Source organism: Devosia beringensis (genome assembly GCF_014926585.1).
In the GTDB taxonomy this organism is placed as follows: domain Bacteria; phylum Pseudomonadota; class Alphaproteobacteria; order Rhizobiales; family Devosiaceae; genus Devosia; species Devosia beringensis.
Map to the genome: position 1 here is coordinate 1,158,953 of NZ_CP045422.1, position 25,046 is coordinate 1,183,998.

22 protein-coding genes are annotated in these 25,046 nt (G+C 65.2%); 2 read left to right on the forward strand and 20 right to left on the reverse strand.

The window, feature by feature from the left end; translation table 11 throughout:
- Nucleotides 1–4: 4 nt before the first annotated feature.
- The 7 genes from GDR53_RS05665 to GDR53_RS05695 form a co-directional block, all read right to left on the reverse strand.
- Nucleotides 5–3,196, reverse strand: coding sequence for an efflux RND transporter permease subunit (locus GDR53_RS05665; RefSeq protein WP_193337106.1), 3,192 nt, complete (start codon nt 3,194–3,196; stop codon nt 5–7).
- Nucleotides 3,193–4,161 (reverse strand): efflux RND transporter periplasmic adaptor subunit, encoded by a 969-nt coding sequence (locus GDR53_RS05670; RefSeq protein WP_193337107.1) that lies wholly within the window; start codon nt 4,159–4,161, stop codon nt 3,193–3,195. Before GDR53_RS05670 ends, GDR53_RS05665 begins: the two co-directional genes overlap by 4 nt.
- 1 nt (nt 4,162) lies before the next feature.
- Nucleotides 4,163–4,363 (reverse strand): YgaP family membrane protein, encoded by a 201-nt coding sequence (locus GDR53_RS05675; protein WP_193337108.1) that lies wholly within the window; start codon nt 4,361–4,363, stop codon nt 4,163–4,165.
- A 230-nt stretch (nt 4,364–4,593) separates the two neighbouring features.
- A complete protein-coding gene (locus GDR53_RS05680) occupies nt 4,594–5,559 on the reverse strand; it encodes an ABC transporter permease (protein ID WP_193337109.1) in 966 nt (321 codons plus the stop codon).
- Nucleotides 5,560–5,583: 24 nt separating this feature from the next.
- Nucleotides 5,584–7,077 carry a sugar ABC transporter ATP-binding protein gene (locus GDR53_RS05685; RefSeq protein ID WP_332872443.1) on the reverse strand — a complete coding sequence of 498 codons (1,494 nt, stop codon included), beginning with the start codon at nt 7,075–7,077 and terminating at the stop codon, nt 5,584–5,586.
- Nucleotides 7,078–7,244: 167 nt separating this feature from the next.
- Nucleotides 7,245–8,228 (reverse strand): ABC transporter substrate-binding protein, encoded by a 984-nt coding sequence (locus tag GDR53_RS05690; protein ID WP_193337110.1) that lies wholly within the window; start codon nt 8,226–8,228, stop codon nt 7,245–7,247.
- Between the two features lie 200 nt (nt 8,229–8,428).
- A complete protein-coding gene (locus GDR53_RS05695) occupies nt 8,429–9,319 on the reverse strand; it encodes a GntR family transcriptional regulator (RefSeq protein ID WP_193337111.1) in 891 nt (296 codons plus the stop codon).
- A gap of 185 nt (nt 9,320–9,504) precedes the next feature.
- On the opposite strand from GDR53_RS05695, the gene GDR53_RS05700 reads away from it, so the two are divergent.
- Complete coding sequence (locus tag GDR53_RS05700; RefSeq protein ID WP_193337988.1) at nt 9,505–10,515, forward strand: zinc-binding alcohol dehydrogenase family protein; 1,011 nt, start codon at nt 9,505–9,507, stop codon at nt 10,513–10,515.
- Nucleotides 10,516–10,530: 15 nt separating this feature from the next.
- On the opposite strand, the gene GDR53_RS05705 is transcribed toward GDR53_RS05700, so the two are convergent.
- The 4 genes from GDR53_RS05705 to GDR53_RS05720 all read right to left on the reverse strand — a co-directional run bounded on the left by GDR53_RS05705 (nt 10,531) and on the right by GDR53_RS05720 (nt 14,766).
- Nucleotides 10,531–11,598: an ABC transporter ATP-binding protein gene (locus GDR53_RS05705; RefSeq protein WP_193337112.1), complete on the reverse strand. Its 1,068-nt coding sequence runs from the start codon at nt 11,596–11,598 to the stop codon at nt 10,531–10,533.
- A 12-nt stretch (nt 11,599–11,610) separates the two neighbouring features.
- A complete protein-coding gene (locus GDR53_RS05710; RefSeq protein ID WP_193337113.1) occupies nt 11,611–12,486 on the reverse strand; it encodes a carbohydrate ABC transporter permease in 876 nt (291 codons plus the stop codon).
- Entirely contained in the window at nt 12,479–13,411 is a 933-nt protein-coding gene (locus tag GDR53_RS05715; RefSeq protein WP_193337114.1) for a carbohydrate ABC transporter permease, read from the reverse strand. The genes GDR53_RS05710 and GDR53_RS05715 overlap by 8 nt, the downstream gene beginning before the upstream one ends.
- A gap of 62 nt (nt 13,412–13,473) precedes the next feature.
- Nucleotides 13,474–14,766: an extracellular solute-binding protein gene (locus tag GDR53_RS05720; RefSeq protein ID WP_193337115.1), complete on the reverse strand. Its 1,293-nt coding sequence runs from the start codon at nt 14,764–14,766 to the stop codon at nt 13,474–13,476.
- Between the two features lie 194 nt (nt 14,767–14,960).
- On the opposite strand from GDR53_RS05720, the gene GDR53_RS05725 reads away from it, so the two are divergent.
- Nucleotides 14,961–15,704 carry a FadR/GntR family transcriptional regulator gene (locus tag GDR53_RS05725; protein WP_193337116.1) on the forward strand — a complete coding sequence of 248 codons (744 nt, stop codon included), beginning with the start codon at nt 14,961–14,963 and terminating at the stop codon, nt 15,702–15,704.
- Between the two features lie 11 nt (nt 15,705–15,715).
- On the opposite strand, the gene GDR53_RS05730 is transcribed toward GDR53_RS05725, so the two are convergent.
- The 9 genes from GDR53_RS05730 to GDR53_RS05770 form a co-directional block, all read right to left on the reverse strand.
- Entirely contained in the window at nt 15,716–16,621 is a 906-nt protein-coding gene (locus GDR53_RS05730; protein WP_193337117.1) for a siderophore-interacting protein, read from the reverse strand.
- Nucleotides 16,618–17,436, reverse strand: coding sequence for an ABC transporter ATP-binding protein (locus GDR53_RS05735; RefSeq protein ID WP_193337118.1), 819 nt, complete (start codon nt 17,434–17,436; stop codon nt 16,618–16,620). Before GDR53_RS05735 ends, GDR53_RS05730 begins: the two co-directional genes overlap by 4 nt.
- A gap of 16 nt (nt 17,437–17,452) precedes the next feature.
- Nucleotides 17,453–18,508 (reverse strand): FecCD family ABC transporter permease, encoded by a 1,056-nt coding sequence (locus GDR53_RS05740; protein ID WP_193337119.1) that lies wholly within the window; start codon nt 18,506–18,508, stop codon nt 17,453–17,455.
- The gene (locus GDR53_RS05745; RefSeq protein WP_232846740.1) at nt 18,508–19,503 is read right to left on the reverse strand and encodes a FecCD family ABC transporter permease; all 996 of its coding nucleotides are present in this window, start codon (nt 19,501–19,503) and stop codon (nt 18,508–18,510) included. The genes GDR53_RS05740 and GDR53_RS05745 overlap by 1 nt, the downstream gene beginning before the upstream one ends.
- Nucleotides 19,504–19,526: 23 nt before the next feature.
- Complete coding sequence (locus tag GDR53_RS05750) at nt 19,527–20,510, reverse strand: iron-siderophore ABC transporter substrate-binding protein (RefSeq protein WP_232846741.1); 984 nt, start codon at nt 20,508–20,510, stop codon at nt 19,527–19,529.
- A gap of 70 nt (nt 20,511–20,580) precedes the next feature.
- Nucleotides 20,581–21,519: an energy transducer TonB family protein gene (locus GDR53_RS05755; protein ID WP_193337121.1), complete on the reverse strand. Its 939-nt coding sequence runs from the start codon at nt 21,517–21,519 to the stop codon at nt 20,581–20,583.
- A complete protein-coding gene (exbD, locus tag GDR53_RS05760) occupies nt 21,519–21,977 on the reverse strand; it encodes a TonB system transport protein ExbD (protein WP_193337122.1) in 459 nt (152 codons plus the stop codon). The genes GDR53_RS05755 and exbD overlap by 1 nt, the downstream gene beginning before the upstream one ends.
- Nucleotides 21,977–22,801: a tonB-system energizer ExbB gene (exbB, locus tag GDR53_RS05765; protein WP_408639786.1), complete on the reverse strand. Its 825-nt coding sequence runs from the start codon at nt 22,799–22,801 to the stop codon at nt 21,977–21,979. The genes exbD and exbB overlap by 1 nt, the downstream gene beginning before the upstream one ends.
- A gap of 93 nt (nt 22,802–22,894) precedes the next feature.
- Nucleotides 22,895–25,027 (reverse strand): TonB-dependent siderophore receptor, encoded by a 2,133-nt coding sequence (locus tag GDR53_RS05770; protein ID WP_193337124.1) that lies wholly within the window; start codon nt 25,025–25,027, stop codon nt 22,895–22,897.
- Between the last annotated feature and the right edge of the window lie 19 nt (nt 25,028–25,046).

Below are 25,046 nucleotides of genomic sequence, written 5' to 3' on the forward strand. Positions count from 1 at the left end.
TCTGCTAGGTGCGCAGCACCCGATAGATGGCCGGGATCACCAGCACGGTGAGCAGGGTTGACGAGGCCAGGCCGAACAGCAGGGAGATCGCCAGGCCCTGGAAGATCGGATCGGTCAGGATGACAGCGGCGCCGATCATCGCGGCCAGCGCGGTGAGCAGGATGGGCTTGAAGCGGATGGCACCCGCTTCGATCAGCACCTCGGTCAGCGGTCGGTCCGGGCTGGCGGTATTGCGGACAAAATCGACCAGCAGGATGGAATTGCGGACGATGATGCCGGCCAGGGCGATGAAGCCGATCATCGAGGTGGCGGTGAAGGGCGCCTTGAACAGCCAGTGGCCGACCAGGATGCCGATGAAGGTCAGCGGGATCGGGGTCAGGATGACCAGCGGCACCTTGAACGAGCCGAACTGGGCGACGACCAGGATATAGATGCCGATGATGGCAACGCCGAAGGCCGCTCCCATGTCGCGGAAGGTGACCCAGGTCACTTCCCACTCGCCATCCCAGAGGAGGGTCGTCTTGGTCTCGTCGGTCGGCTGGCCGTTGAGCGCGATCTCGGGCTTGGTCAGACCTGTCCAGTCCTGGGCATCGAGGGCGGCCTGCACCGCCAGCATGCCATAGAGCGGGGCCTCATAGTCCCCGGCCAGCTCTGCCGTCACCATTTCGGCAGCGCGGCCATTGTGGCGGAAGACCGGGAAAGACGCGGTCTCGGCGTGAGTCTGGATGACATCGCCCAGCTCGACGACGCCGCGATCGCCCGGCAGGACATTGGCCGGCAGCGGCGTCGACAGGAAACGCTCGTCGAGCACCTTGTCGCTCTTGGCCCGTTCGAGCACGATGGGGATCGGGCTGCGCCCGTCGCCGCGATGGGAATAGCCCACCGTGCTGCCGCCATTGAGAATGGCCAGCGTATCGAGCACGTCGCCCTCCTCGACATGGAAGAATTCCAGATCATCGGTCGAGATGGTGGCGCGGATGCGCCGCGTAGGGGTGCCGAAGGAATTGTCGACATCGACCACGAAGGGTACCGAGCGGAAGGCGGCTTCCACCCTGGCGGCCGTGTCGCGGCGGGTCTGGGCGTCCGGGCCATAGATCTCGGCCAGCAGCGTCGCCATGACCGGCGGTCCCGGCGGGGGCTCCACCACCTTGATGGAAGTGCCCTGCGGCATGGGCAGCGCGGCAAGCTGGGTGCGCAGGTCGAGCGCGATCTGGTGGCTGGAGCGTTGCCGATCTGTCTTGGGCGTGAGGTTAAGCTGCACATCGCCCAGTTGCGGCTCGGCGCGCAGATAGGCGTGACGCACCAGGCCATTGAAGTTGAACGGCGCGGCGGTGCCGGCATGCGTCTGGGTCGAGAGCACTTCAGGCATGGTCAGGGCCACGGCGGCAATGGCCTGGGCCATGGCATCGGTGGCCTCCACCGACGAGCCCTCGGGCAGGTCGATCATCACGGCCAGTTCGGACTTGTTGTCGAAGGGCAGCAGCTTGACGGTGACGTCGCGGGTGTAGAACAGCGCCAGCGAGCCCAGGGTCATTATACCGACGACGATCAGGAAGGACCAACTGGCCGCCTTTGACGACAGGATGGGCCGCGCCACGGCCGTATAGGCCCGGCCCAGAATGCCGCCCGGCCCGTGATGGCTGGTATGGGCATGGACGGGCGCCTTGCCGGCGACCTTGAGCATCAGCCAGGGGGTGACGATGACGGCGACGAAGAAGGAAAAGATCATGGCGGCCGAGGCATTGGCCGGGATCGGGCTCATATAGGGGCCCATCATGCCCGAGACGAACAGCATGGGCAGCAGGGCCACCACCACGGTCAGCGTGGCCACGATGGTGGGATTACCCACTTCGGCCACTGCCTCGATGGCGGCCTGCTGGCGATCACGGCCATCGCCCATGCCCCAATGGCGGGCGATGTTCTCGATCACCACGATGGCATCATCGACCAGGATACCGATGGAAAAGATCAGGGCAAAGAGCGAGACGCGGTTGAGCGTATAGCCCATGACCTTGGCAGCAAACAGGGTGAGCAGGATGGTCACCGGGATGACCACCGCCACGACCAGGGCCTCGCGGCGGCCGATGGCTACCCAGACCAGGACAATGATGGAGAGCGTGGCCAGGCCGAGATGGAACAGCAGCTCATTGGCTTTTTCATTGGCGGTTTCGCCGTAGTCGCGCGTCACTTCCACGACAATGTCGTGGGGAATCAGCGTGTGCTCGGCGGCTTCGACGCGATGCAGGATGGCCTCGGCCACGGTGACGGCATTGGCCCCAGCGCGCTTGGCCACCGCCAGGGTGACCGAGGGCACCCGCAATATTGTGCCATCGGCCGCGCGGGTAACCGTGGAGACGTAGAGGTCGGAGGTATCGGTGACAAAGGCGACATCGGCGACGTCGCCGACATAGACGGGGCGACCATCGCGGCTGGTCAGCAGCAGATTGCCGATCTGGGAGGGGGTCTGCAGGGTCTGGCCGGCAATGAGCTCGATCTGGTCACCGCCATCGCGCACCAGACCAGTGGAGAGCGAGCGATTGGCGCCGGTGACCTTGCCGGACAATTGCTGCAAGGTGATGCCATAAAGCGCCAGTTTTTCGGGATCGGGCGCGATGCGGATGGCCTCGCCGGTTTCCCCGACCAGATAGCTGAGGCCGACATTTTCCACCTTGGCGATTTCGGTGCGCAATTCGCGGGCGATGCGCGTCAGATCATTGGGTGAGATGCGGGTGGCGGCCTCCGGCTTGGGCGAGAGGGTCAGCGCGACGATGGCGACATCGTCGATGCCCCGACCGACGATCATGGGTTCGGGAATGCCGACCGGGATGATGCTGGCATTGGCGCGCACCTTGTCGTGCACGCGCAGCACGGCGGCGTCGGAGGAGGTGCCGACGACAAAGCGTGCGGTCACCATCACGCCCTCGTCACGGGTCTGGGAATAGACGTGTTCGACCCCGTCGATACCCTTGACGATGGTCTCGAGCGGTTCGGTGACCAGCTTGACGGCGTCATCAGCCTTGAGGCCGGGCACCTGGACGAGGATGTCCACCATAGGCACGGAAATCTGTGGCTCCTCTTCGCGCGGCAGCGTCATCAGGGCGACGAGGCCAACCGCGAGGGCCGCAAGCAGGAACAGGGGCGTCAGCGCCGAGCGGATAAAGGTCTTGGTCAGGCTGCCGGCAATACCCAGTTTCATGGCGTGATGACCTCGTCGCCGGCGGCAAGCCCGGTCAGGATTTCGATATTGTCGCCGTTGCGCTCGCCGATAACCACGGCGCGTTCGCTGGTGCCGTCAGCAGTCTGGACCGTGACGAAGTCGAGGCCGGCCCGGCTGACCAGGGCGACCATGGGCACCATCAGCGCCTCGCGCTTGCCAACCGGCACCCGCACCAGCAGGCGGGCATTGACGAAGGCAGTCGGCAGATTGTCGACCTCCACATCGGCCACGACGCGGCCGTTTTCGATCTGCGGATAGAGCTTGACCAGCTGCCCGGTGGCGCTGGTGTCGCCCGTTTCGACGCGCAAGGTCGCGCCCTGTTCGAGCAGGGCGGCATAGCGCTCGGGGAGCGCCAGACGCAGGAAGAAGCCGCCGCCGCCAATGGTGGCAATCGGCTCGCCCGGCATGATCACGGCACCGGCTGTCACCGGCACGGTAAGCACCTTGCCATCGGCCGGCGCCAGCACCGCGCCTTCAGACGCCTGCTGCAGCACGACCTGGCGCTGGGCCTGGGTCGCGGCGAGCTGGTTGCGCACCACATCGGCCTGGGTGCGCAGGAGATCGAGCTGCTGGGCGGTGGCGACACCGCGCTCGAGCAAGGTCTGGCTGCGCGCCAGTTCAGACTGGGCATTGTCGAACTGGGCGGTCAGGGCGCGCAGCTGGGCGTCGAGCGCGGTAACCTGAAAGCCAATCTTGTCGTCGCGCAGCGTGCCGATGACTTGCCCGGCCGTGACCATGTCGCCCTCGGTAACGTCCAGCGCGATCAGGGTGCCGCCGATACGGGCTCGCGCCGGCATGGTGGTGCGGGCCTCGACCTGGCCATAGACGGCCTTCCAGACCGGCAGGGACTGGGGGGCCAGGATCAATGATCCAGCCAAAGCCGGGCTGGCAAGGGTCAACAGCAGGCCGGTGACGGCGAGGAGCGTGGTGGTGGTGCGGGCCATCTCAGCGTCCCCCTTCCGGCTTGAGGCCGATGGCGCGGAACAGGCGGGCCGCCGGGCAAAAGCCGGTAAAGGCCGACTGCAGCAGGTTGGCGCCGACAAAGACGGTAAGCCAGACGAAATGCGGCGAGACGAGTGCCGTCAGCAGGACTGACAGCAGAACCATCGCTCCGGCAAAGGCGGTAACGGCACGGGAAATCGACATCACAACTCCGAACATTAGTATATTCGAATGTGTCTATGCATTGGAATCGTGACGAGCGCAAGCCTTGGCGGATGCGGGGGTGACGGTCGGGGCTGGATGGGGGTGGTGGCCGGCAGCTGCGGGCCTGGACTGCGGCGCTGCGGCCGGCGAGTATCCCGCCAAGAGGTCCGCTCAATGGGGCATAGTATGCCGGCCCGGGACTCGCCCAGGCCGGCTTGCTGTGGGTGCCGCTATCGGTTGCGGCGGCGGAGCTGGTCGAAGAAGACGATGACGATGATCAGCACGCCGGTGATGATGCGCTGCCAGAAGGAGTTGACGTTGAGCAGGTTGGCGCCATTGGCGATGGTGGCCAGGATAAAGGCGCCGATCAGGGGCCCGTGCACCGAGCCGACCGCGCCGAACAGGGACGTGCCGCCGATCACCGTCGAGGCAATGGCCTGCAATTCCCAACCGTCGCCCTGGGTGGCATTGCCGACGCCCAGGCGTGCCGCCAGCATGATGCCGACAAAGGCGGCAAACATCGAGGAGAGGCCATAGGCGATGAAGATCATCTTGGGCACCGAGACGCCGGACAGGCGGGCGGCCTCGGCATTGGAGCCCACGGCGTAGAGGTAGCGGCCCCATTTGGAGAGATGGAGGAAGATAAAGGACGGGATGGCGACGATCACCACCATCCAGAACAGGTTGGGCACGCCGATAAAGCTCTCGCGCGAGAACTGGGTGAACGCCTCGTTGGTGATGTTGATGGTCGAGCCATTGGTCATCAGCAGGCCAATGCCACGCAAGGAGGTGAGCGTCGCCAGGGTCATGATGAAGGGCGGCAGGCCCATCTTGACGATGCCGAAGGCATGAAAGCAGCCGATCAGCAGGCCGACCACCAAAGTGATGATGATGGCCAGGGGAATGGGCATGCCGGACTGGATGAGGCCGGCGACCACGACGGTGGAAAAGCCCACCACCGCACCCACCGACAGATCGATGCCGCCGGTAATGATGACGAAGGTCTGGCCGATGGCGAGGATCGCGATCATCGAGCCCTGGCGCAGCAGGTTCGAAATATTGTTGCCGGTGGCAAAGCTGGGCGTGGCAATCGAGAGGGCGACGCAGAGCAGGACCAAGAGGCCCAGCAGGGTCAGCGCGAAGAGGAAACTGTAATTGCGCTTGGTCGGCTCGGTCGGGGTTACTTCGGTGGTCACTGTCGTCTTCTCCAGTCTGGGGCGTCAGACGCCGATGGCCTCGGCCAGAACTTCTTCATGGGTGCGTTGGCGATAGGCCTGGCTGCCGACCAGGCGGCCATCGCGGAACACGTGCAGCGTATCGGCCAGCTCATAGACCTCGGGAAGATAGGATGAGATCAGGATGATGCCGGCGCCATTCTTGAGCAGGCGGGCGAACAGGCGATAGATCTCGGCCTTGGTGCCGACATCGACGCCGACGGTGGGCTCGTCGAAGATGAACAGGTCGGCGCCGTGGTTGAGCCACTTGCCGATGACGATCTTTTGCTGGTTACCGCCCGACATGGAGGAGGCCAGCGTATGGCGCGACGGTGTCTTGATGCCCAGATCCTTGATCTGCTGGTTGGCTCGCTTCTTCTCCTCGGCGACATTGACGACAATACCGGAATTGATCCGGTCATAGACCGGCAGGTTGATATTGAGCCCGATGGGCAGGTTGAGGTTGAGGCCCTGGTCGCGGCGGCTTTCGGGGGCCAGGGCAATGCCCAGGTCGATGGCGGTGCGCTCGTTGCGCATGTCGACCACCTCGCCCTGCCAGACGATATCGCCGGCGGTCTTGGGATTGCGGCCGAAGACGCTGAGGGCGAATTCGCTGCGGCCGGCGCCGATCAGGCCATAGAGGCCGACGATCTCGCCGGCGCGCACGCTGAGCGAAATGTCGTTGAAGCCCTTGCCGGACAGGGAACGGGTTTCGAGCAGCTGCTTGCCGAAGGGAATGGTTTCCTTGTGGTAGATCTGGTCGAGCGTGCGGTTGATCATCAGCGCGACCAGCTCGGTATCGTTGGTCTCGGCAATGTCGCGGGTGCCCACCATGGTGCCGTCGCGCAGCACCGAGACGCGGTCGGCCAGCTCGAAAACCTCTTCCATGCGGTGGCTGATATAGACGATGGTGACGCCTTCATCCTTGAGACGGCGGATCAGGGCGAAGAGCTGGGCGGCCTCTGAGCGGGTAAGATAGGCCGTGGGCTCGTCGAAGATGATGAACTTGGTGCCGCGCAGCGAGGCGCGGGCAGTGGCGACCAGCTGCTGCTGGCCGATGGTGAGCGAGCCCAGGATCGCGTCAGCGGGCAGGTTGAAGCCGATATCGTCGAGGATCTTCTGGGCGGCGCGGGTCATCTCCCGCTTCTGCAGGATGCCGAAGCGGACGGTTTCGTCACCGAGGAAGATATTGGCGGCAACCGAAAGATGCCGGCACAGCACCACTTCCTGGTGCACAGCATTGATGCCGTGGGCGATGGCCTCGTTGGGGGTCGACAGCTCGACTTCCTGGCCGTTCCACAGGATCTTGCCGCCGGTGCGGCGGATGACGCCGGTCAGCAGCTTGATCAGGGTCGACTTGCCGGCGCCGTTCTCGCCGACAATGGCGTGGATTTCACCGCGCCGGAAGGCGAGTGTTGCGGGCTTGAGCGCCTGGATGAAGCCGTACCGCTTTTCGAGCGCATGCAGCTCCAGGATCAGGTCGGCGTCAGCATGGGGCAGCGCACCGGGACCGACCCCAGGCGTTGATGCTCCCGATGAGAGCTCTGTCACGATAATTCTCCCGCCACTCCTCTGGTGGGCGACCCCTGTGCCGGGCCGTCACCACCACGCAATTGGAGCCGGGGGACGCGGCGGAGTCAATCCGCAGCGCTCCCCGGCCAGCATGGTCAGTCGACCTTGGGATTGAGCAGCGCCTGGCTGCGCTCGTCGTTCATGTTGGCGGTGGTGATCAGGTTGGCACCGGTATCGACGAAAGCCTCGACCTTTTCGCCCTTGGAGGCAGCCAGAGCGGTCTTGATGCCGTCGTAACCCATGCGGTAGGGGTCCTGGACCACCAGGGCGTCGATGGTGCCGTCGGTCAGGAAGCCGACCAGCTTGTCGTCGCTGTCGAAGCCGATCAGCGAGACCTTGTCGGCCACGCCGTTTTCAGCCAGGGCCTGGCCGGCGCCCTGCGCCATTATCAGGTTGGAGGCAAAGATGCCGACCAGGTTGGGATTGGCAGTCAGCAGATCGGTGGTGATGTTGAGGCCGGTAGCGGCCTGCCCATCGGCATATTTGTCGGCAACCAGCTTGAGGCCGGGATACTTGGCCAGCTGTTCGATGAAGCCCTGCTTGCGCTCTTCGAGCGAACCGGCATTGGGCACTGAGGTGATCAGGGCGACTTCGCCCTCTTCCTTGCCCGTAGCGGCCATGATGGCAGCGGCCAGGCCGTCGGCAGCGATGCGGCCGCCCTGGACGTTGTCGGTGGTGAGGAAGGAGGTGAAGGCGGTGGAGTCAGCCGAGGAATCGATGCCCACGATCGGCACGGAATTGGCGGCTTCTGTGATCGGCGCACCCAAAGCCGACTTTTCGGTCGGGGCGATCACCACGGCGGCGGGGCTGCCGGCAACGGCGTTTTCGAGGATGGAAATCTGGCCGTTGATGTCGGTTTCGGCCTGGGCGCCCAGTTCGGGTACGTTAACGCCGAGATCCTTGCCGGCGGCGCGGGCGCCGGCCAGCACGATCTGCCAGTAGAAGGACGTGGTGTCCTTGACGATGATAGGAATGGTCACGTCCTGCGCGATGGACGGGGTTGCGCCCAGCATGCCGGCGGCCAGTGCGACAGCAGAGATGGACAGAACCGCGCGGCGGTTCAGCTTGCTCAAGATCATAATGCTACTCTCCCATGATGTGCTCGACACGGACATTCGGGGCCCGGCGGCGCCCGCATATCTATGCACGTCTGCAAGGGTCTGCAAAATGTTTTTTATGCAGAGTAAACTGAATAAGAACAGATGTTCCGTTGTTGTCTGTGGAAGTGCATTTATTCCAAACAACGCCAGCGCCGGCGGTGGCCGGTGCCAGGCAGGGTTCAGTCGTCCGAGAACGCGGCCAGCATGGTGTGCTTGGCCGAAGCCAGATGCCGGCTGCAGGCGGCGCGGGCGCGCTGCGGATCGCGGCTGAACAGGGCCTCGAAATAGGCCAGGTGTTCGCGGATCGCCACCTCGTTGCGCTGGCGCTCGTCGCGCTTGTTCCACTGGTAGTGGTAGTGAAAGATCACGGTGATGATGTCGTAGAAATCGTCGATGAAGCGGTTGGGCACGGCGGCATTGATCAGCCGGTGAAAGCGGTTGTCGAGGTCGGAAAAGTCCTGGAAGCGGCCATCGATATCGCCGAGCAAGGCGTGGTGCTCGCGCTCGAGCTGGCGCAGCGCGGCCCAGACCGGCGCGGTGGGCGGCAAGACGGCCAGGGCCTGGGCCGAACGCAGCTCGAACATCTCGCGGATTTCGAACAGTTCCATGGCGAAATCCTGGGTAAAGCCCTTGAACAGCCAGCCGGCATTGGGGCGCTTCTCGATCAGCCCGAAGCGGCGAAAGCGGTTGAGGAATTCGCGGATGCCGGTGGTGCCGACGCCAAAGGCACGCGCCATTTCGAGCTCGTTGATCTGGGCGCCCGGCTTGGTGTCGCCGCGCAGCATCCATTCCATGAAGCTCTTTTCCACCTGCTGGGCGGTTGGTACCGTCTCGACCTGGGGAAAGTGCGCATCGCCGGGCACGGTGCCCTGCACCAGGCGGTTGCGGCCGTTGTCGCTGACATAACCACGCGCACTGAGCTGGGACAGCACCTTGCGCACCGTCGTGCGGCTCACCCCCAGCCGGGCACTGAGGTCGTTTTCCGATGGCAGAACGGCGCCGATCTCCTGGGCGCCGACTATGGTGAGCATGTCGTTGAATGCCCGTTTGAAAACTGTGTCGCTTTTCACTGAAGCGGAATCCCGTTTTTTCTATTATCCATAAAAAACATATTGACGCTGCTTTGGACAGCAGATTTTGTCGCTCTGCGGCGGCGCGCCGATGCGAACCTACGCCACTGGCAGATGCGCGTGAGGGTGGAAAGCCCGCTCGCCCTGCTGCTCTAAACGCTTGTCAGGAAACGATGATGGAAGCTATGGACGCGCTGCTCTGTTCAACCCCCGGCACGCTGGAAGTGGTGCAGCGACCCGCAGCGGCGCGCGCGGCGGGCGAGGTGCTGGTGCGGCCGCGCCGTGTCGGCATTTGTGGCACCGACTATCACATCTATGAGGGCAAGCATCCTTTCCTCGCCTATCCAAGGGTGATGGGGCACGAGCTGGCCGTGGAAGTGGTGGATGGCGGCGAGAGCGACTTCCGGGCCGGCGAGATCGTCGTGGTCAATCCCTATCTCTCCTGCGGCAGCTGCATTGCCTGCCGCAAGGGCAAGCCCAATTGCTGCACGAAAATCGCCGTGCTGGGCGTGCATCGCGATGGCGGCATGACCGGATTGCTGTCGCTGCCGCCACAGAACCTGGTGCGCGCCGAAGGCCTGTCGGCCGATGCCTGTGCCTGTGTGGAGTTTCTCGCCATCGGCGCCCATGCGGTGCGGCGGGCGGCTCTGGACAGCAGCGACCGGGTGCTGGTGATCGGGGCCGGCCCGATCGGCTTTGGCGCGGTGCTGTTCGCGACGCTGTCGGGCGCCAGGGTCACGGTGCTCGACCGCGATGCGGAGCGGCTGGCGGTGGCGGCGGACCTGTTCGACATTGCCGGCACGATCCTGGCCGATGACGCTGTCGATGCCCAGGTCGGCAGCGTCACCGATGGCGAGGGCTTTGACGTGGTGTTCGACGCAACCGGCAACCAGGGCTCGATCGAAAAGGGTTTCGACTTCGTCGCCCATGGCGGGCGCTATGTGCTGGTCAGCGTGGTCAAGGGCGACATCAGCTTTGCCGACAGCGATTTCCACCGCAAGGAAATGACCATATTGGGCAGCCGCAACGCAACTGCCGTGGATTTCGAACGCGTCATCGCCGCCATCGGCGCCGGCCAGGTGCCGGTCGACCGGCTGATTACCCATCGCACCACGCTGACGGGCGCGGTGACCGACCTGCCGCGCTGGGCCAGCCAGAAGAGCGGGCTGATCAAGGCCGTGATCGAGATCGACTAAAGTCCCGGCTGCCTCCTAGTTCTCGCTGATGCGCCGGCCGCTGGCCCCGTCAAAGACATAGACCTGCTCGGGCTGGGTGAAGAGTGTGAGACTGGCGCCGAGCTTGACCGTGTCGTCGCCGCTGATGGTGACGACCGTGGGCTGGCCGGCAAGGTGCACGGTGACGAAGGTCAGCCCGCCGGTGGGCTCGACAATGTCGATGGGGCCGCTGAGGCTTGGCCCCGAGCCGCTGCGCTGGAAATGTTCCGGGCGCACGCCGACGGTCACCGCCTGACCTTCGGCCAGTTGTTCGCGGGGATTGAACGGGAAGGCTTCGCCGGTTTCCATCTTTGCGACGCCCCCGACGATGGTGGCGGCAAAGAAGTTCATGGACGGGGAGCCGATGAAGCCGGCCACGAAGGTATTGGCCGGCTGGCGATAGAGCTCCATGGGGGAGCCGGCCTGCTGGATGATGCCCTTGTCGAGCACCACAACCCGATCGGCCAGGGTCATGGCCTCGACCTGATCATGGGTGACATAGACTGAGGTGACGCCGACCTTCTTGTGCAGCAGCTTGATCTCTGCGCGCATCTGCACGCGCAGCTTGGCATCGAGGTTGGACAGCGGCTCATCGAACAGAAAGACGGACGGATTGCGCACCACCGCGCGACCCATGGCGACGCGCTGGCGCTGGCCGCCCGAGAGCTGGCTGGGCTTGCGATCGAGCAGCGGCTCGAGCTCGAGCATCTTGGCGGCGACGCGGACGCGCTGGTCGATTTCGGCCTTGGGCCTTCCGGCCAGTTCGAGATTGAAGGCCATGTTGCGATAGACCGTCATATGCGGATAGAGCGCATAGGACTGGAACACCATGGCGATGTTGCGCTCCTTGGGCGTCAACTCGTTGACCACTTCGCCGCCGATATAGATATCGCCCTCGGTAATATCCTCCAGGCCCGCGATCATGCGCAGGATGGTCGACTTGCCGCAGCCCGAGGGGCCGACCAGGGCGACGAACTCGCCGTCTTTGACATCGAGGTTGATGCCCTCGATGACCGACACCATGCCATAGCTTTTTGCGAGGTTGCGCAGCTCAAGACCGGCCATGCTGTTCTCCGATTATTTGACGGCGCCGGCGGTCAGACCGGCAATGATGTGCTTTTGAGCGGCAAAGAAGACGATGATCGTCGGGGTAATGGTCAGGGTGATAAAGGCCAGGATCAGCTGCCAGTCGGTGCTGAACTCGCCGCGATAGACCATGATGCCCAGCGGCCAGGGATATTTTGATTCCGAGTTCAGCATGATCAGCGGCAGGATGTAGCTGTTCCAGCTGCCGACAAAGCTGATGATGCCCACCGTGGCGATGATGGGCCGGCTGAGCGGCAGGGTGATGTGCCAGAAGAAGCGGAAGTAGCCGGCGCCATCGACAAAGGCGGCGTCGAACAGTTCGGACGGCATGCCGCGGAAATAGTTGCGGAACAGCAGGATGCTCATGCCCAGGCCAAAGGCGACCTGGGGCAGGACGACGCCCCAATAGGTATCGAGCAGGCCCAGATCGCGGATGCGGATGAAGAGCGGCAGGATGGCGGTGGCGGCCGGGAACATCAGGCCGATCAGGAAATAGTTGAGCAGGTGATCGGAGCCGAAAAACCGGACATGGGCAAAGACGAAGGCCGCCATGGCGGCCAGGGTCAGCACCAGAAAGACAGTGAGCCCGGCAATCAGCAGCGAATTGCCCATCTGCAGCCAGTAGCGCTGGCTGAACAGGATATCGGCATAGTTCGAGACCATCCAGGTCTGCGGCAGGCCGAAGGCATTGCCGCGCAGGTCGCCCAGCGTCTTGAAGCCGCCAAGGGCGGTGGTGATGAGCGGGACCAGCACGACGGCGGCGACGATGAGCAGCGCCGCATAGAGATAGGTCTTGGTCTTGATGCCGAGGCTGCGACCGCTGCTGGGCGCGATGGCGGCGTCGATGGGAGGGGCGCTGTCAGTCATTTTTCATGAATACCCGCTTGTAGCTGAAGGCCAGCGTGACACAGATGACGAACAGCACGACACCCACGGCCGAGCCGAAGCCTACCTGCATGCGCATGACGCCGAAGCTGTAGAGGAAGGTGACAAGGGTCTGGGTGGAATTGGACGGGCCGCCGCCGGTGAGCGGCATGATCATGTCAAAGAGCTGCAGCGAGCCGACCACCGCGAAGAAGACCGAAAGGCGCACGGTGGAGCCCAGCAGCGGCAGCGTGACCCGGGTGAATTTCTGCCAGCCGGTGGCGCCGTCGATATCGGCGGCCTCGAGCACGCTCTTGTCGATGGCCTGCAGCCCGGCAATGAACAGCATCATGTGGAAGCCGAAATACTTCCAGACGATCACGGCCAGCACCGCATAGAAGGCCACGTCCTTGTCGGCCAGCCAGAAGGGCGGGTCCTGGCCGAAGAAGCGGGCGACATTGGCGACCAGGCCGAATTCGCCGTCGTAAACGAAGCGCCAGATCATGCCCGCGGCAACGTCGGCCAGCACATAGGGCAGGAAGAAAATCAGGCGGAAAACCAAGGCGCCCTTGATATGCTTGGTGACCATGGTGGCCAGCCAGAGGGCCAGCGGGATCTGGATGCAGATCGAGACGACGATGATCAGGCCATTATTGACCAGGGCGTTGCGGAAGGCGCTTTGCTTGAAGATCAGCTCGTAGTTCTTCCAGCCGACCCACTGCTCGGGCAGGCCATAGCCATTCCAGTTGAAGAAGGAATACCAGGCCGCCTCGCCCATGGGCAGGATGACGAAGAGGGTGAACAGCAGCAGAGCGGGCGGCAGGAACAGCACGATGACGGGCCATTTGCCCCGATTGCCGACACCGCGGCGACGCGTGCGGGCTTTGGTCGATGGCAGGCTCAATGCAGACGAGGCTAGCTGACTCATGGGAAACGTCCTTGGCTGCCGCAGACAAGAACGGGCGGTCCGATCCGGACCGCCCGCCGCGTTTACATCTCCATGGAGAAGGCGTCCTGGATCTGCTGCAGCGCCTCTTCGGGCGTCACGCCGCCCGAGACCAGCTCGACCGACATGTCATTGACGACGCGACCGACATTGGGACCGAGATCCTGATCGAGATAGTTCTGGTGCCAGGTGGCCTTGGCCATCTGGGCCGCACTATCGGCCAGGCTCGGGTCCTTGACGCTGGCGTCGGACCCCAGCGCTGTCGGCAGGGTATTGTTGCGCTCGGCCAGCAGGCCGGCGTTTTCAATGGTCAGGAAGTGGATGAAGTCCTCGGTTTCCGGCGGGGCATTGGTGGTGACGACCCAGCCATTGAGGCCGCCGAAATCGTCGGTGATCACGCCGGCGCCGCCCTCGACCACGGGGAAGGCGAAGCGGCCGATATTGTCGGAGGCCAGACCCTTGCCATCGGTGGCGGCATTGGCCTGGTTGGATGGCGTCGCGGTATTTTCAAAGGCCAGCATCATGGCCGCGCGGCCATCGGCGAAGACAGCCTGGGTATCGGGCCAACTGGCGCCGAGATAGCCATCCTGGAAGGGCTCGAGCGCGCCCAGATCGGCCAGCTTCTGGCTGGCGCGCAGGAAGCCTTCGCCCTGGAAGCCTTCGCCACCCTTGGCGGCGGCAAAGCCATCCTGGCCCAGTTCGCGCATGGCCAGGTAGCTCCAGAAGAAGTGGATCGGCCACTTGTCGCCGCCACCGCCGGCGATCGGGGTGATGCCGGCCTCCTTGAGCGCGCTGACGGCGGCCAGGTAATCACCCCAGGTGGCAATGGTCGTCGCATCGACGCCGGCCTGTTCGAACAGGGCCTTGTTGTAGAAGAACGAGACAAGGCCGGACTGCACCGGCGCGGCCCAGACCTTGCCATCGATGGAGAGGCCATCGACCGCCGCGGGGCTGATGGCATTGCGCCAGGCGCCGCCATCGGCATCCATGGCGGCATTGAGGTCGCGAATGGCGCCGGTTTCGGACTGTGCCTTCAGCACGCCGCCGCCCCAGGTGTAGAACATCGAGGGCGCTTCATTGGACTGCAGCAGGGTGGGCAGCTTGGCCTTGAAAGCCTCGTTCTCGAGGAACTGGAATTCGATGCTGACGTCGGGATGGGCCTCTTCATAGGCGGCCGCAATATCTTCCCAGGTCGCGAGGCGATCGGGATTGGCTTCCAGGTGCAGCCATTTGATGGTGGTTTGGGCGTGTGCGGGCACGATTGCGGTAAGCATGGCGACCGTGCTGAGGGCAAAAAGCCCCCGCTGCCGCGCAAGGCGGCCAAGAAGTACAAACATATGCATTCTCCTCCCAGGGTCTTTGCCCCGTAGAGCAAGCGTGCGTCCACGCATGGTTGATGTCAAGTTTAAATCAGATGTAGAGACACAGGCTTTTGGCGGCATGGCGAGGCGTTCAGATCAATGCTATCGCAGGGCCAAGCTGATCGCTGGATCGCAGACAGAGGCAGACTGGGCACTGATCGATGCTGACTATGGACAAGCGGATACTGCAGGCGCCGGTGATGTATGGCGATGCGCTGCCCACCGGGGCGGCCAAGCTGGCGGTGGACCTGCTGGGACGCCGGATCGCCAATGGCAGCTATCTGCCCGGCGAGATCATGCCGACCGAACCGGCGCTGGCGGAGTCGCTGCAGGTCAGCCGCGCCACAATTCGTGATGCCATCAAGGTGCTGTCGGGCAAGGGCCTGGTACGGACCGCCCGGCGCTATGGCACGCGGGTGCGCCCGGTCGAGGAATGGAACCTGCTCGATTCCGACGTCGTGGCCTGGCACGAGCCGGGGCATCCGCGGCTGATGACCATGTTCATCGAAACCACCGAATTGCGCATCATCCTCGAACCGGCGGCCGCCGAACTGGCGGCGCAGCGGGCCACGGCGGCGCAGATCGCCACCATTGTCGAAGCGGCGCAGGCAATGCATCCCGAACAGGGCGATGCGCAGGAAATGTTCGCGGCGGACTGCCGGTTTCACGCCACCATTCTGGACGCGACGGGCAATGGCATGCTGCGCCAGATGCGGCCGCTGATCGTCACCATGCTGCGGGTGTCGTATGATTTCGCGGTGCTGCAGCACGACGTGGTGCCGTCGCGCGACGGCCATATCCGGGTGGCCGAGGCCATCGCGGCGCGCCAGGGCGAGACGGCACGGGTGGAAATGGCCCGCATGCTGGAACTCAACCGCCGCGACGCCCTGAGCATCGGCGCGCGGCTGGGCTGAGTGGCGCCGGGTCAGTCATAGACCTTACCGAGGCGCCAATAGCCCATGAGGTTGAGCGCGCGGCGGTCGAGGCCGCGCTGCTTGACCAGAAAAGTCCGCAGCGCCATCACGGCGGCGGATTCAGCGGCGATCCAGGCATAGAAATCGCCGTCGCTGGTCTCGGCCTGGTCCCAGGGCACGACGCGGTCGATGTCGATATCTTCCAGCCCCTCGTTGGCACGGGTGGTCGCTTGCGGCAGCGTGGCGGTCTGTATGGCGGCGAGCAGCAGGTCGCCGGGGCGGGTTGCAGCGCCAGCGGCGTCGCGGGGCAGCCAGCGCAGGTCGAGCCCGGGCCAAGCCGGCAGGTCAATCTGGCCCTGGGCGGTGGGGATTTCGATGAAGGCCTCGACGCTGGGTCGGTCTGAGCGGGACGCCAGTTGCTCGAGAATGCCGGCCAGAGCGGGCAATGCCGTTTCGTCGGCGGCCAGCAGGATGTGGCGGGCCGAGGCGGGCGGCTTCCACTCATAGCCGCCGATCTCGCCCTGGGCGTGGCGGTTGGGCGCCGACATTTGCAGGCGATCGCCAGGCCGAGCATGGAGGGCCCAGCGCGAGGCCGGGCCGGTTTCGCCATGCAGCACGAAATCGACGTCGAGCTCGCCAGAATCGGCGCGCAGATGGCGGATGGTGTAGCTGCGCATGGGCACGCGCTGGTCGGGTGGCAGGGCCTTGTAGTCCTTGTACCAGTCGCCGGTCGAGGACAGCGCGGGCGGCTGGCCATCGGTGCCGGGGAAGAAGATCTTGATGCGCTGGTCGGGCGCCAGCGTGGTCATGTCGGCAATCTCTGGACCGGCAAAGGTCAGGCGCCGCAGATGGGCGGAGAGGTCCGCGGTGCGGGCCAGGGCGACGTTGAAGATGCGGTAGGGGCGCGTACTGGTCATGGCTGCGCGGCCGTGTCGCCGGCATGGTGGCGACCGATGGGCACGATCAGCGGCGTGCCCGAGACCGGGTCGGGCACCACGCGGGCGGCGAGGTTGAAGACCTCGGCAACCAAGGCCTCGGTGACCACGTCCGAGGGCGCGCCTTCGGCAACCAGGCGCCCGTCCTTCATGGCCACGATATGGTCGGCATAGCGACAGGCGAGGTTGAGGTCGTGCAGCACCACGACCACGGTGCGGCCGGCATGGCGCACCAGATCGGTCAGCAGGTCGAGCACTTCGACCTGGTGGTGGATATCGAGAAAGGTGGTCGGTTCATCGAGCAGCAGCAGATCGGTGCCCTGGGCCAGGGCCATGGCGATCCAGACGCGCTGGCGCTGGCCGCCCGACAGGGCATCGACGGGCTGATCGGCAAAATCGGCCATGTCGGTGGCGGCCAGGGCCGCGGCCACCGCCAGGTCATCGTCGTGGCTGAGACGGCGGAACCAGCCCTGATGCGGATAGCGGCCGCGCCCCACCAGATCGGCGACGAGTATGCCCTCGGGCGCGGTGGGCGACTGGGGCAAGACGCCCATAATGGTGGCGACCTGCCGCGTCGAAAGCGCATGGATCGACTTGCCATTGAGCAGCACCGTGCCGTCGCGCGGCGCCAGCAGGCGCGAGAGGCCGCGCAGCAAGGTGGACTTGCCCGAAGCGTTGGCGCCGATGATGACCGTCAACTTGCCCTGGGGTACGGCGAAATCGAGCCCGGTGACGATATCGCGGTCGTCATAGCCGAGGCTGAGGCCTTGGGCGGCAAGGGTGTGGGCGGTGGTCACGTTTGGCTATCCATGGCTAGAGGTTGCCGGCACGGTTGGCGCTGATCAGGAGCCAGATCAGGAACAGGGCGCCGAACAGACCGGTGACGACGCCGACGGGCAACTGCGTGGCCGGCAGGGCATGCTGGGCGAGGAGATCGGCGCCCAGCATGGTGATGGCACCCACCAGCATGGCGGGCAGCAGGACGGGGCGGCCGGCACCAAGCAGCTGGCGCGCAATCGGGCCGGCGACAAAGGCCACGAAAGCAACAGGCCCCACGGCAGCGGTGGCAAACGCGGCGAGTGCAACACCGGTGAGCATGAGCCCCAGCCGGGTCAGCTCGACCCGAGCGCCCAGGGCCCGGGCGGTATCGTCGCCCAGCTGCAGAACAAAGAGGGCGCGCGACAGCAGCAAGGCAGCCGGTACCAGCACGACGAGCGCGAGGGCGAGCGGGCCGATCTGCGCGGTACCGGCAGCATTGAGACTGCCGACCAGCCAGGTCAGCGCCTCCTGCACCTGGGTCAGGCGGGCGCGGGTGAAGAGATAGGCAATGCAGGCGGAGAGGATTGCCGCCATGGCGATGCCGATGAGCACGATACGATAGGGGCCAACGCCGTCGCGCCAGGCCAGGGCATAGATGGCCAAGGCCGTCAGAAAGGCACCGGCCAGAGCGCCGAGGGCCAGCGGCGTGCCGCTCCAGCCGAGCACGATGATGCAGAACACCGCCGCGGCGCTGGCACCCTGGGAAATGCCGATAATGTCGGGACTGGCCAGCGGATTGCGCAGCAGAGTCTGGAAGATGGCGCCCGATAGCGCAAAGGCGGCGCCCGACAGGACGGCAAGCAGGGCGCGCGGCAGGCGGACACTGAGGACGATGAAGTCTATGCCCGGATTGGTAACGCCTGTCAGCGGCGAGAGCAGCGCACCGACGAGGTCGGGCAGCGGCACGGGATAATCGCCCAGCGCCAGGGCCAAAGCAAAGGCGATGAGGAGCATGGCGGCAAGGGCGAGGCAGACCCGCCGGGTATGGCGCGACAGGTTGTGGCGGATCTGCCGGATGGCGGCGGTATCGCGTTGTGCGGTGATGGCCATCAGAGTTCGGCCAGCTTGCGACGCCGGATCAGCGCAATGAAGAAGGGGGCCCCGATCAGCGCGGTGACGATGCCGACCTGCACCTCGCCGGGCGGCGCGACGAGGCGGCCGACGACATCGGCGGCCAGCAGCAGAATGGGACCGAGCAGCATAGAAAAGGGCAGGATCCAGCGATAGGCCGGGCCGGTCATGCCGCGCGCCAGATGCGGCACGGTGAGGCCGACAAAGGCGATGGGGCCGACAGCGGCGGTGGCGCCGCCGGCCAGGATGATGGCGGAAAGGCCCGCCAGGACGCGGCCAAGGCCGATGCGCTGGCCGAGCCCTTTTGCCACAGCCTCATCCATGGAGAGACCATCGAGCGTGCGGCCGAGGGCCAGCGCCAGCACGATGCCGACGAGCAGAAACGGCGCGACCTGGGTGAGTACCGCCATGTCGCGGCCGGCCAGCGCCCCGACCTGCCAGAAGCGGAACTGATCGAGCGTGGTCGGTTGGGTGAGCAGAATGGCCGAGACCACCGAGGTCAGCGCGGCGGTCACGGCGGCGCCAGCCAGTGCCAGCTTGATCGGGCTCGGGCCGTCGCGCCCGATCGAGGCCACGGCATAGACGCCGACGGTGGCCAAGGCCGCGCCGGCAAAGGCCAGCCAGATATAGTGCCGCAGGTCGGTGAGCCCGAACAGGGTGATGCCGAGCACGACAAAGAAGCTGGCGCCAGCATGGATGCCCAGGATGGACGGATCGGCCAGGGGATTGCGCGTGGCGCCCTGCAGCACGGCGCCGGCCAGGCCGAGCGCCGCGCCGACGCCCAGCCCGAGCAGGGTGCGGGGCAGGCGCAGGTCGATGATGACAGTGTGGTCGATGACGCCGGGATCAAAGGCGGTGAGCGCCGTCCAGACCATGGACAGCGGCACCGGGCGCGCGCCCAGCGTCAGCGACAGCAGCAGCGCCGCCAGCAGGGCAAGAGCCAGCGCGGCGAGCAGCGAAATGCGCCTGTCCAATCCCCTGCCCTGTCGACGGTCAATCAAGGCGTGGCAGCATTGCCGGCTGCCCTGGCCAGCACATCGACATAGGTCGGCAGGCCCCAGTGCAGCGACAGCACGCTGGGCGGGGAGACGGCGGCGATCTGTTCGGTGCCGACCAAAGCGGCGATGGCATCGGCCCGATATTGCGGCAGGTTCTGGATGAAGGGTTTGCCCAGGAAGGCATCGGCAATGGCCTGATCTTCGGCATAGGTGACGATGATGTCGCTTTGGATGGAGTCGGCCAGTTCATAGCTGACCGGGAAATAGAAGGACCCATCCTGGGGCGAGAGGGCGACGACGCTGGGCGCCAGAACCAGGCCGAGATCGGTCAGGAATTTGACCCGGGAATCAGCGGCGGCATAGACGGCGAGCGCGCCGTCATAATCGTTGACGCCGGCAAAGCTGGTGCCGGCCAGTCCGGGATGGGCAGCGGCCGTCTCGGCGATGAAGGCCGTGGTGTCGGCCACCAGCTGCTCGGCTTCGGCGGATTTGCCAATGGCCTGGCCGATGGTGCGGGTAATATCCTGCCAGGGCGTGGTCCAGGCGTCGCCACTATAGGCGACGGTGGGCGCGATGGAACTGAGCAGGGCATATTGCTCGGCCGTGATGCCGGAATAGACGGCCAGGATCAGGTCGGGCTGCAGGGCGGCGATCTGCTCGATGGGCGGCTCGCCCGCCATGTCGAGCAGCAGGGGTCGATCCCCGCCCAGCGCCTTGAGCGCCTCATCGACCCAGGGCTGCACGCCATCCTCGCCGCCGCCATAGGACTGGAACGGCATGCCGATCGGCACCACGCCCAAAGCGATCAAGGCATCCTCGTTGCCCCAGCCCCAGGTAACGATGCGCAGCGGCGCCTTTTCGATCACTGTCTGCCCATAAGCATGGCTCAGCGTGGCCGGAAAGGCAGGCTGGGCCAAAGCCGGCAGAGGCAGCATGAGGCCAACGAGGGCGAGCCAGAAAAAGCTGCGGCGGCGGAAGGGCATCGTGATCTCCGAGTTCGGCCGCACGCTAATAAATCGGACACTCATTGTCATGTAATTTCTGGCACCAGTGCTAGCGCAGCGTGAAGCGGATGGAGGCGGTCAGGGTCAGGCTGCCCTGCCCCATGGTGGCCGGCGGAGCTGGGAGCGGCGAGGCGCGGCGGACGGTGTCGAGCGCCGCCTGATCGAGCGCGGCAATGCCCGAGGAGCCGGCCAAACTGACCGAGAGCACGCGGCCGGCGCTGTCGATGGCAAAGGTGATGCGGGCCACGCCCTCCTGGCCGGCGCGCTGCGCCTCGCGCGGATAGAGCTTGCGCTGATCAACGTAGCGCAGCACCTGCTGCTGCCATTGCTCGGGGGACGGTCCGGGTGCGGCGACAGCCTGTGACGGCGCAGCGGCAGGCGTTGCGGCAGGCTGGGCGGTCGGCTTTGGCCGCGCGGGCTGACGCTGCGGGCGCGGCGTGGCCGGTGTATCGAGGCGGCGCTGGCGCAGATCGGCCGACATCGTAGCCGGCATGGGCAAAGCCACGGCAGGCGCCTTGGCCTCGGGCAGAGGCTCGGGCAATAGTTCGGGCTCCGGCTCCGGCTCGGGTTCCGGCTCGGGCTCGGGCGGGGCTTTAGCCACCTCCGGTTCCGGTGGCTGTTCGACAATAGGTTCCGGCAGTTGCAGGGGCTCTTGCACAACGGGCTCGACCGGCGCAGGCGGCGGCGGTTCCGGCAGGGCGACGGGGGGCGTTGGCTCGGGCGTTGGCGGGGCCATTTCTGGCGCCGGCTCGGGCGGAGCGGGCTCCATCGCCACTTCGGGCTCGGGCATGGGGGGCAGTTCCAGCATGATGGCCGACGCCTCAGCGAGGCTGGCTTCGCCCGTCGGTGGCGCCCAGTGGCGGGTCAGCAGCACGCCGCCCATACCGAAGGCGGCGACGACGACGACAAGGGCGAAGGCCCAGCGCGCGGCGTCGATCGCGGTCAGTCCGGCAAACTGCGCGGTGCCGATGGTTTCGCCCGACTGCATCAGGGGGTGGTGACCGGCTCGGCCGGCGCTGGCGGCACCAGCTCCAGCCCGACCAGAGCGACGCTGAGATAGCCGGCAGCGCGCAGCTGGTTGAGCAGATCCATCAGCTCGCCATAGGGCACGGTCTGATCGGCGCGCAGGAAGATGCGCTGCTGCCGGTCGCCCGCGGTGACGGCATCAAGCGCGGTGGCGAGGCCGTCACGGCTGACGGCGTCATTGGCGATATCAAGATCGAGATTCTTGCGCAGGGTGACATAGACCGGCTCGTCGGGACGCGGTTGTGCCGTAGCGGTCGAGCCGGGCAGATCGACATTGATATCGACGGTCGCCAGCGGCGCCGCCACCATGAAGATGATCAGCAGCACCAGCATGACGTCGATGAAAGGAGTGACATTGATCTCGTGCTGTTCCTCCAGCCCATCGTCGTCAGCGCTCGTTTCGCGGATGCGGCCAGCCATCAGCGCGGCTCGCTGCGGGCTGGCAGGGTGCGGTAGTCGAGATCGCGCGAGACCAGGCGCTCGATGGCGGCGCCGGCATCAGCCAGGGTCTGGCGATAGCCGGCAATCGAGCGGGCAAAGACATTGTAGATGATCACCGCCGGAATGGCGGCGACGAGGCCCATGGCGGTGGCCAGCAGCGCCTCGGCAATGCCGGGAGCCACGACGGCCAGATTGGTGGTCTGGGATTCGGAGATGCCGATAAAGGCATTCATGATGCCCCAGACGGTGCCGAATAGCCCGACAAAAGGGGCGGTCGAGCCGATGCTGGCGAGAATGCCGGTGCCGCGCGACAGGCGCCGGGTGGCGGCGGCCTGCAGGCGCTGCAGCCGCGAGGCGATGCGATCCTTGAGGCCGTCGCCGCCAGCGGTATCGAGTGCGTCCTGGGACAGCCGCACCTCCTCGTCCGCCGCCAGCAGCAGGGTGATGCCGGCGCCGCGCCGGGTCTGCAGCGCCGTGAGGGCCTCGTCGAGCGTGCGGGACTGGGTCAAGGCTCGCAGCGTGGCACGGGCGCGCGCCTTGGCGCCGGCGATTTCGAGCAGTTTGGCGACCAGGATCACCCAGGTGAGCAGAGCCGCGAAGGCGAGGCCGATCATGACCGCTTTGACCACCAGGTCGGCGGCCATGAACATGGCCCAGGGGGAGAGGTCGTGCGGCAGATCGCCCAGCATGGCCGAAGGCAGGTCGGTGCCGGGCGCCGCCGACTGGGCCCAGGCCAGGCTGGCAGGGAGCAGCGCTGCGGTAAAGGTCGCGAGGGCAAGGCCGTGGCGGCGAGAAGCGGTCATGCGGGGTCCATTCATCGGTAATATGCAAGCGAGGACGGCCGCCGCAGCGACCGTCCCCTGTTTCGTGCGACAGCCGTACTGCCCGGTCTGGATCTACCAGCTCTTGTGCAGGCTCAGGCTGGCGGTGCGGCCGGCGCCGTAACCACAGGCGGTCAGGCTCTGGCAGCTGGCGACATAGGTGGTGTCGAGGATGTTGGAGACGTTGAGGGACACACCCCAATCGTCCTTGTCGTAGCGCAGGCTGGCGTCGAACAGGGTGGTCGTCGGCAGCTTGGTGGTGTTGCTGTCGTCCGCCCAGCTCTCGCCGAGGACGCGGACACCGGCGCCCAGCACCAGACCCTCAAACGCCTCGTTGAAGGCATATTCGACGCCCAGCGAAGCGGTAAGGGTCGGCACCTGCACGGGCGACTTGCCGATCAGGGCGGCATTGCTGCTGTTGGTCACGCTGGCATCGAGGTAGGTCAGTGCGCCCATCAGCGAAACCTGATCGAAATTCAGCTGCCCCTCGACCTCGAAGCCGCGCATGTTGACCTCGCCCAGAGCGACGGACTTGCCGTAGACCAAGGGATCGGCAACGGCGAAATTGTCTCGGTTGATGTTGAATATCGAGGCAGTGATCAGGCCGTCGATGGATGTCGGCGCATATTTGATACCGACCTCAAACTGCCGGCCCTTTTCGGTTGGCAGCAACTGGTTGGCAACATTGGTTGCAATCGTCGGATTGAACGAGGTCGCATAGCTGACATAGGGCGTCAGGCCATTGTCGAACTCATAACCGAGGCCAACGCGGCCGGTGAAGGCGCCTTCGTTGGAGGCAGACGATGACCCGGCATACTTGTTGTCGAGGTTGATGCCGACCTGGTCATAGCGGCCGTTGACCGTGGCGATCACATTGCCAAAGCGCATTTGATCCTGCGCATAGATGCCGAGCTGGCGCAGGGCGATATCGTCATTGGCATAGGTGCTGATAGTCGGGCTCACCACGCCATACTGAGGATTGAGTACATTGATGCGGGGCACGCGGACGGCGCTGTTGAAGGTTGAATCGGAACCCTGGACGGAGCTGAAGGCCACGTTCTTGTAGTCGACACCCAACAACAGCGAATGTTCCACCGGGCCGGTGTCTACGGTGCCGGCAATTTGGTTATCAATGGTGAAGGTCAGGATATCCGTATCGTGTCGGAAGGCGACACGATCGAGCTCGTTGGCTGCGTTGAGATTGCCATAGGTGTAAAGATATTGCTCGTCGAGCGCGACGCCGGCCAGGCGGGCATTCTGCCGGACCGTCCAGGTATCGTCCAGATCGTGCTCAAGCTCATAGCCGACCATGGCCTGCCGACGATCATAGGTATCGAAGTTGGGATCGCCATAGTTGAGGTTGCGCGGAATGCGCACGCCGCCGGCGGCATCCATGGCGGTGCCGACGTAAGGCAGGAACCCGGTCGAGGTGTGATCCAGGGTGCCGCTCTGGTACTGGCCATAGACGGTCAGCTCGGTCGCGGCATCCGGTGTCCAGGTGACGCTGCCCAGCAATGAGCCCTTGAGGTCCCACGCGTTCTTGGTTTCCCAGCCACCGCCGGAAACCTTGCCGGTCAGGCGGTACGCCAGATCGCCGCTCGCATTGGCATCGCCGACATCGAAACCCGCATAGGCGTTGCCCAAGCTGTTAATGCCGGTCTCAGTATAGCGCAGGCGCTCGCCCATGGGGCGCTTGCTGACATAGTTGATGACGCCACCGACATTGGCACCACCATAAAGGGCCGAGGACGGGCCTTTGAGCACGTCGATGCGCTCGAGCAGGAAGGGTTCCACGAGGAAGGAGCCGAAACCGAACTGATAGAGCGGCAGATCGTCCTGAAAGATACCGGTCTGATCGGCCTGGAAGCCGCGGACACGGATCCAGTCGAAGTCGGCATCGGTGCCATAGGTCGAGGGGTTCACACCGGCAGTATAGCGCAGCGTCTCATCGGCCTTGGCGCCCGGCAGCTTGTCGAGCTGCTTGCGGCTCACCACCGATACCGACTGCGGCACGCGGGTGATGGCGACGGCCAGCTTGGAGCCGGCGGTGGTGGAAATGGCTGTAGTGGCGGCACCATCGGCCTCGACGACGATCTCGCCCAGGGCGATCGGCTGGGCCTGGGCAAAGGCGGCGCTGCCGCCCAGAGCCAGCAGGCTCGTGGTCGCCAGCAGCAGGGTGGAGATGGCGCGATAGCGCATCATGGTCATGTCGTGGAGCCCCCAAATG

Coding starts and splice junctions, on each gene's coding strand:
- exbB (WP_408639786.1), bottom strand. CDS start 22,801: ATGACCGCTTCTCGCCGCCACGGCCTTGCCCTCGCGACCTTTACCGCA.
- GDR53_RS05690 (WP_193337110.1), bottom strand. CDS start 8,228: ATGATCTTGAGCAAGCTGAACCGCCGCGCGGTTCTGTCCATCTCTGCT.
- GDR53_RS05700 (WP_193337988.1), top strand. CDS start 9,505: ATGGACGCGCTGCTCTGTTCAACCCCCGGCACGCTGGAAGTGGTGCAG.
- GDR53_RS05750 (WP_232846741.1), bottom strand. CDS start 20,510: ATGCCCTTCCGCCGCCGCAGCTTTTTCTGGCTCGCCCTCGTTGGCCTC.
- GDR53_RS05740 (WP_193337119.1), bottom strand. CDS start 18,508: ATGGCCATCACCGCACAACGCGATACCGCCGCCATCCGGCAGATCCGC.
- GDR53_RS05675 (WP_193337108.1), bottom strand. CDS start 4,363: ATGTCGATTTCCCGTGCCGTTACCGCCTTTGCCGGAGCGATGGTTCTG.
- GDR53_RS05710 (WP_193337113.1), bottom strand. CDS start 12,486: ATGACTGACAGCGCCCCTCCCATCGACGCCGCCATCGCGCCCAGCAGC.
- GDR53_RS05725 (WP_193337116.1), top strand. CDS start 14,961: ATGGACAAGCGGATACTGCAGGCGCCGGTGATGTATGGCGATGCGCTG.
- GDR53_RS05670 (WP_193337107.1), bottom strand. CDS start 4,161: ATGGCCCGCACCACCACCACGCTCCTCGCCGTCACCGGCCTGCTGTTG.
- GDR53_RS05770 (WP_193337124.1), bottom strand. CDS start 25,027: ATGACCATGATGCGCTATCGCGCCATCTCCACCCTGCTGCTGGCGACC.
- exbD (WP_193337122.1), bottom strand. CDS start 21,977: ATGGCTGGCCGCATCCGCGAAACGAGCGCTGACGACGATGGGCTGGAG.
- GDR53_RS05730 (WP_193337117.1), bottom strand. CDS start 16,621: ATGACCAGTACGCGCCCCTACCGCATCTTCAACGTCGCCCTGGCCCGC.
- GDR53_RS05755 (WP_193337121.1), bottom strand. CDS start 21,519: ATGCAGTCGGGCGAAACCATCGGCACCGCGCAGTTTGCCGGACTGACC.
- GDR53_RS05705 (WP_193337112.1), bottom strand. CDS start 11,598: ATGGCCGGTCTTGAGCTGCGCAACCTCGCAAAAAGCTATGGCATGGTG.
- GDR53_RS05665 (WP_193337106.1), bottom strand. CDS start 3,196: ATGAAACTGGGTATTGCCGGCAGCCTGACCAAGACCTTTATCCGCTCG.
- GDR53_RS05715 (WP_193337114.1), bottom strand. CDS start 13,411: ATGAGTCAGCTAGCCTCGTCTGCATTGAGCCTGCCATCGACCAAAGCC.
- GDR53_RS05720 (WP_193337115.1), bottom strand. CDS start 14,766: ATGTTTGTACTTCTTGGCCGCCTTGCGCGGCAGCGGGGGCTTTTTGCC.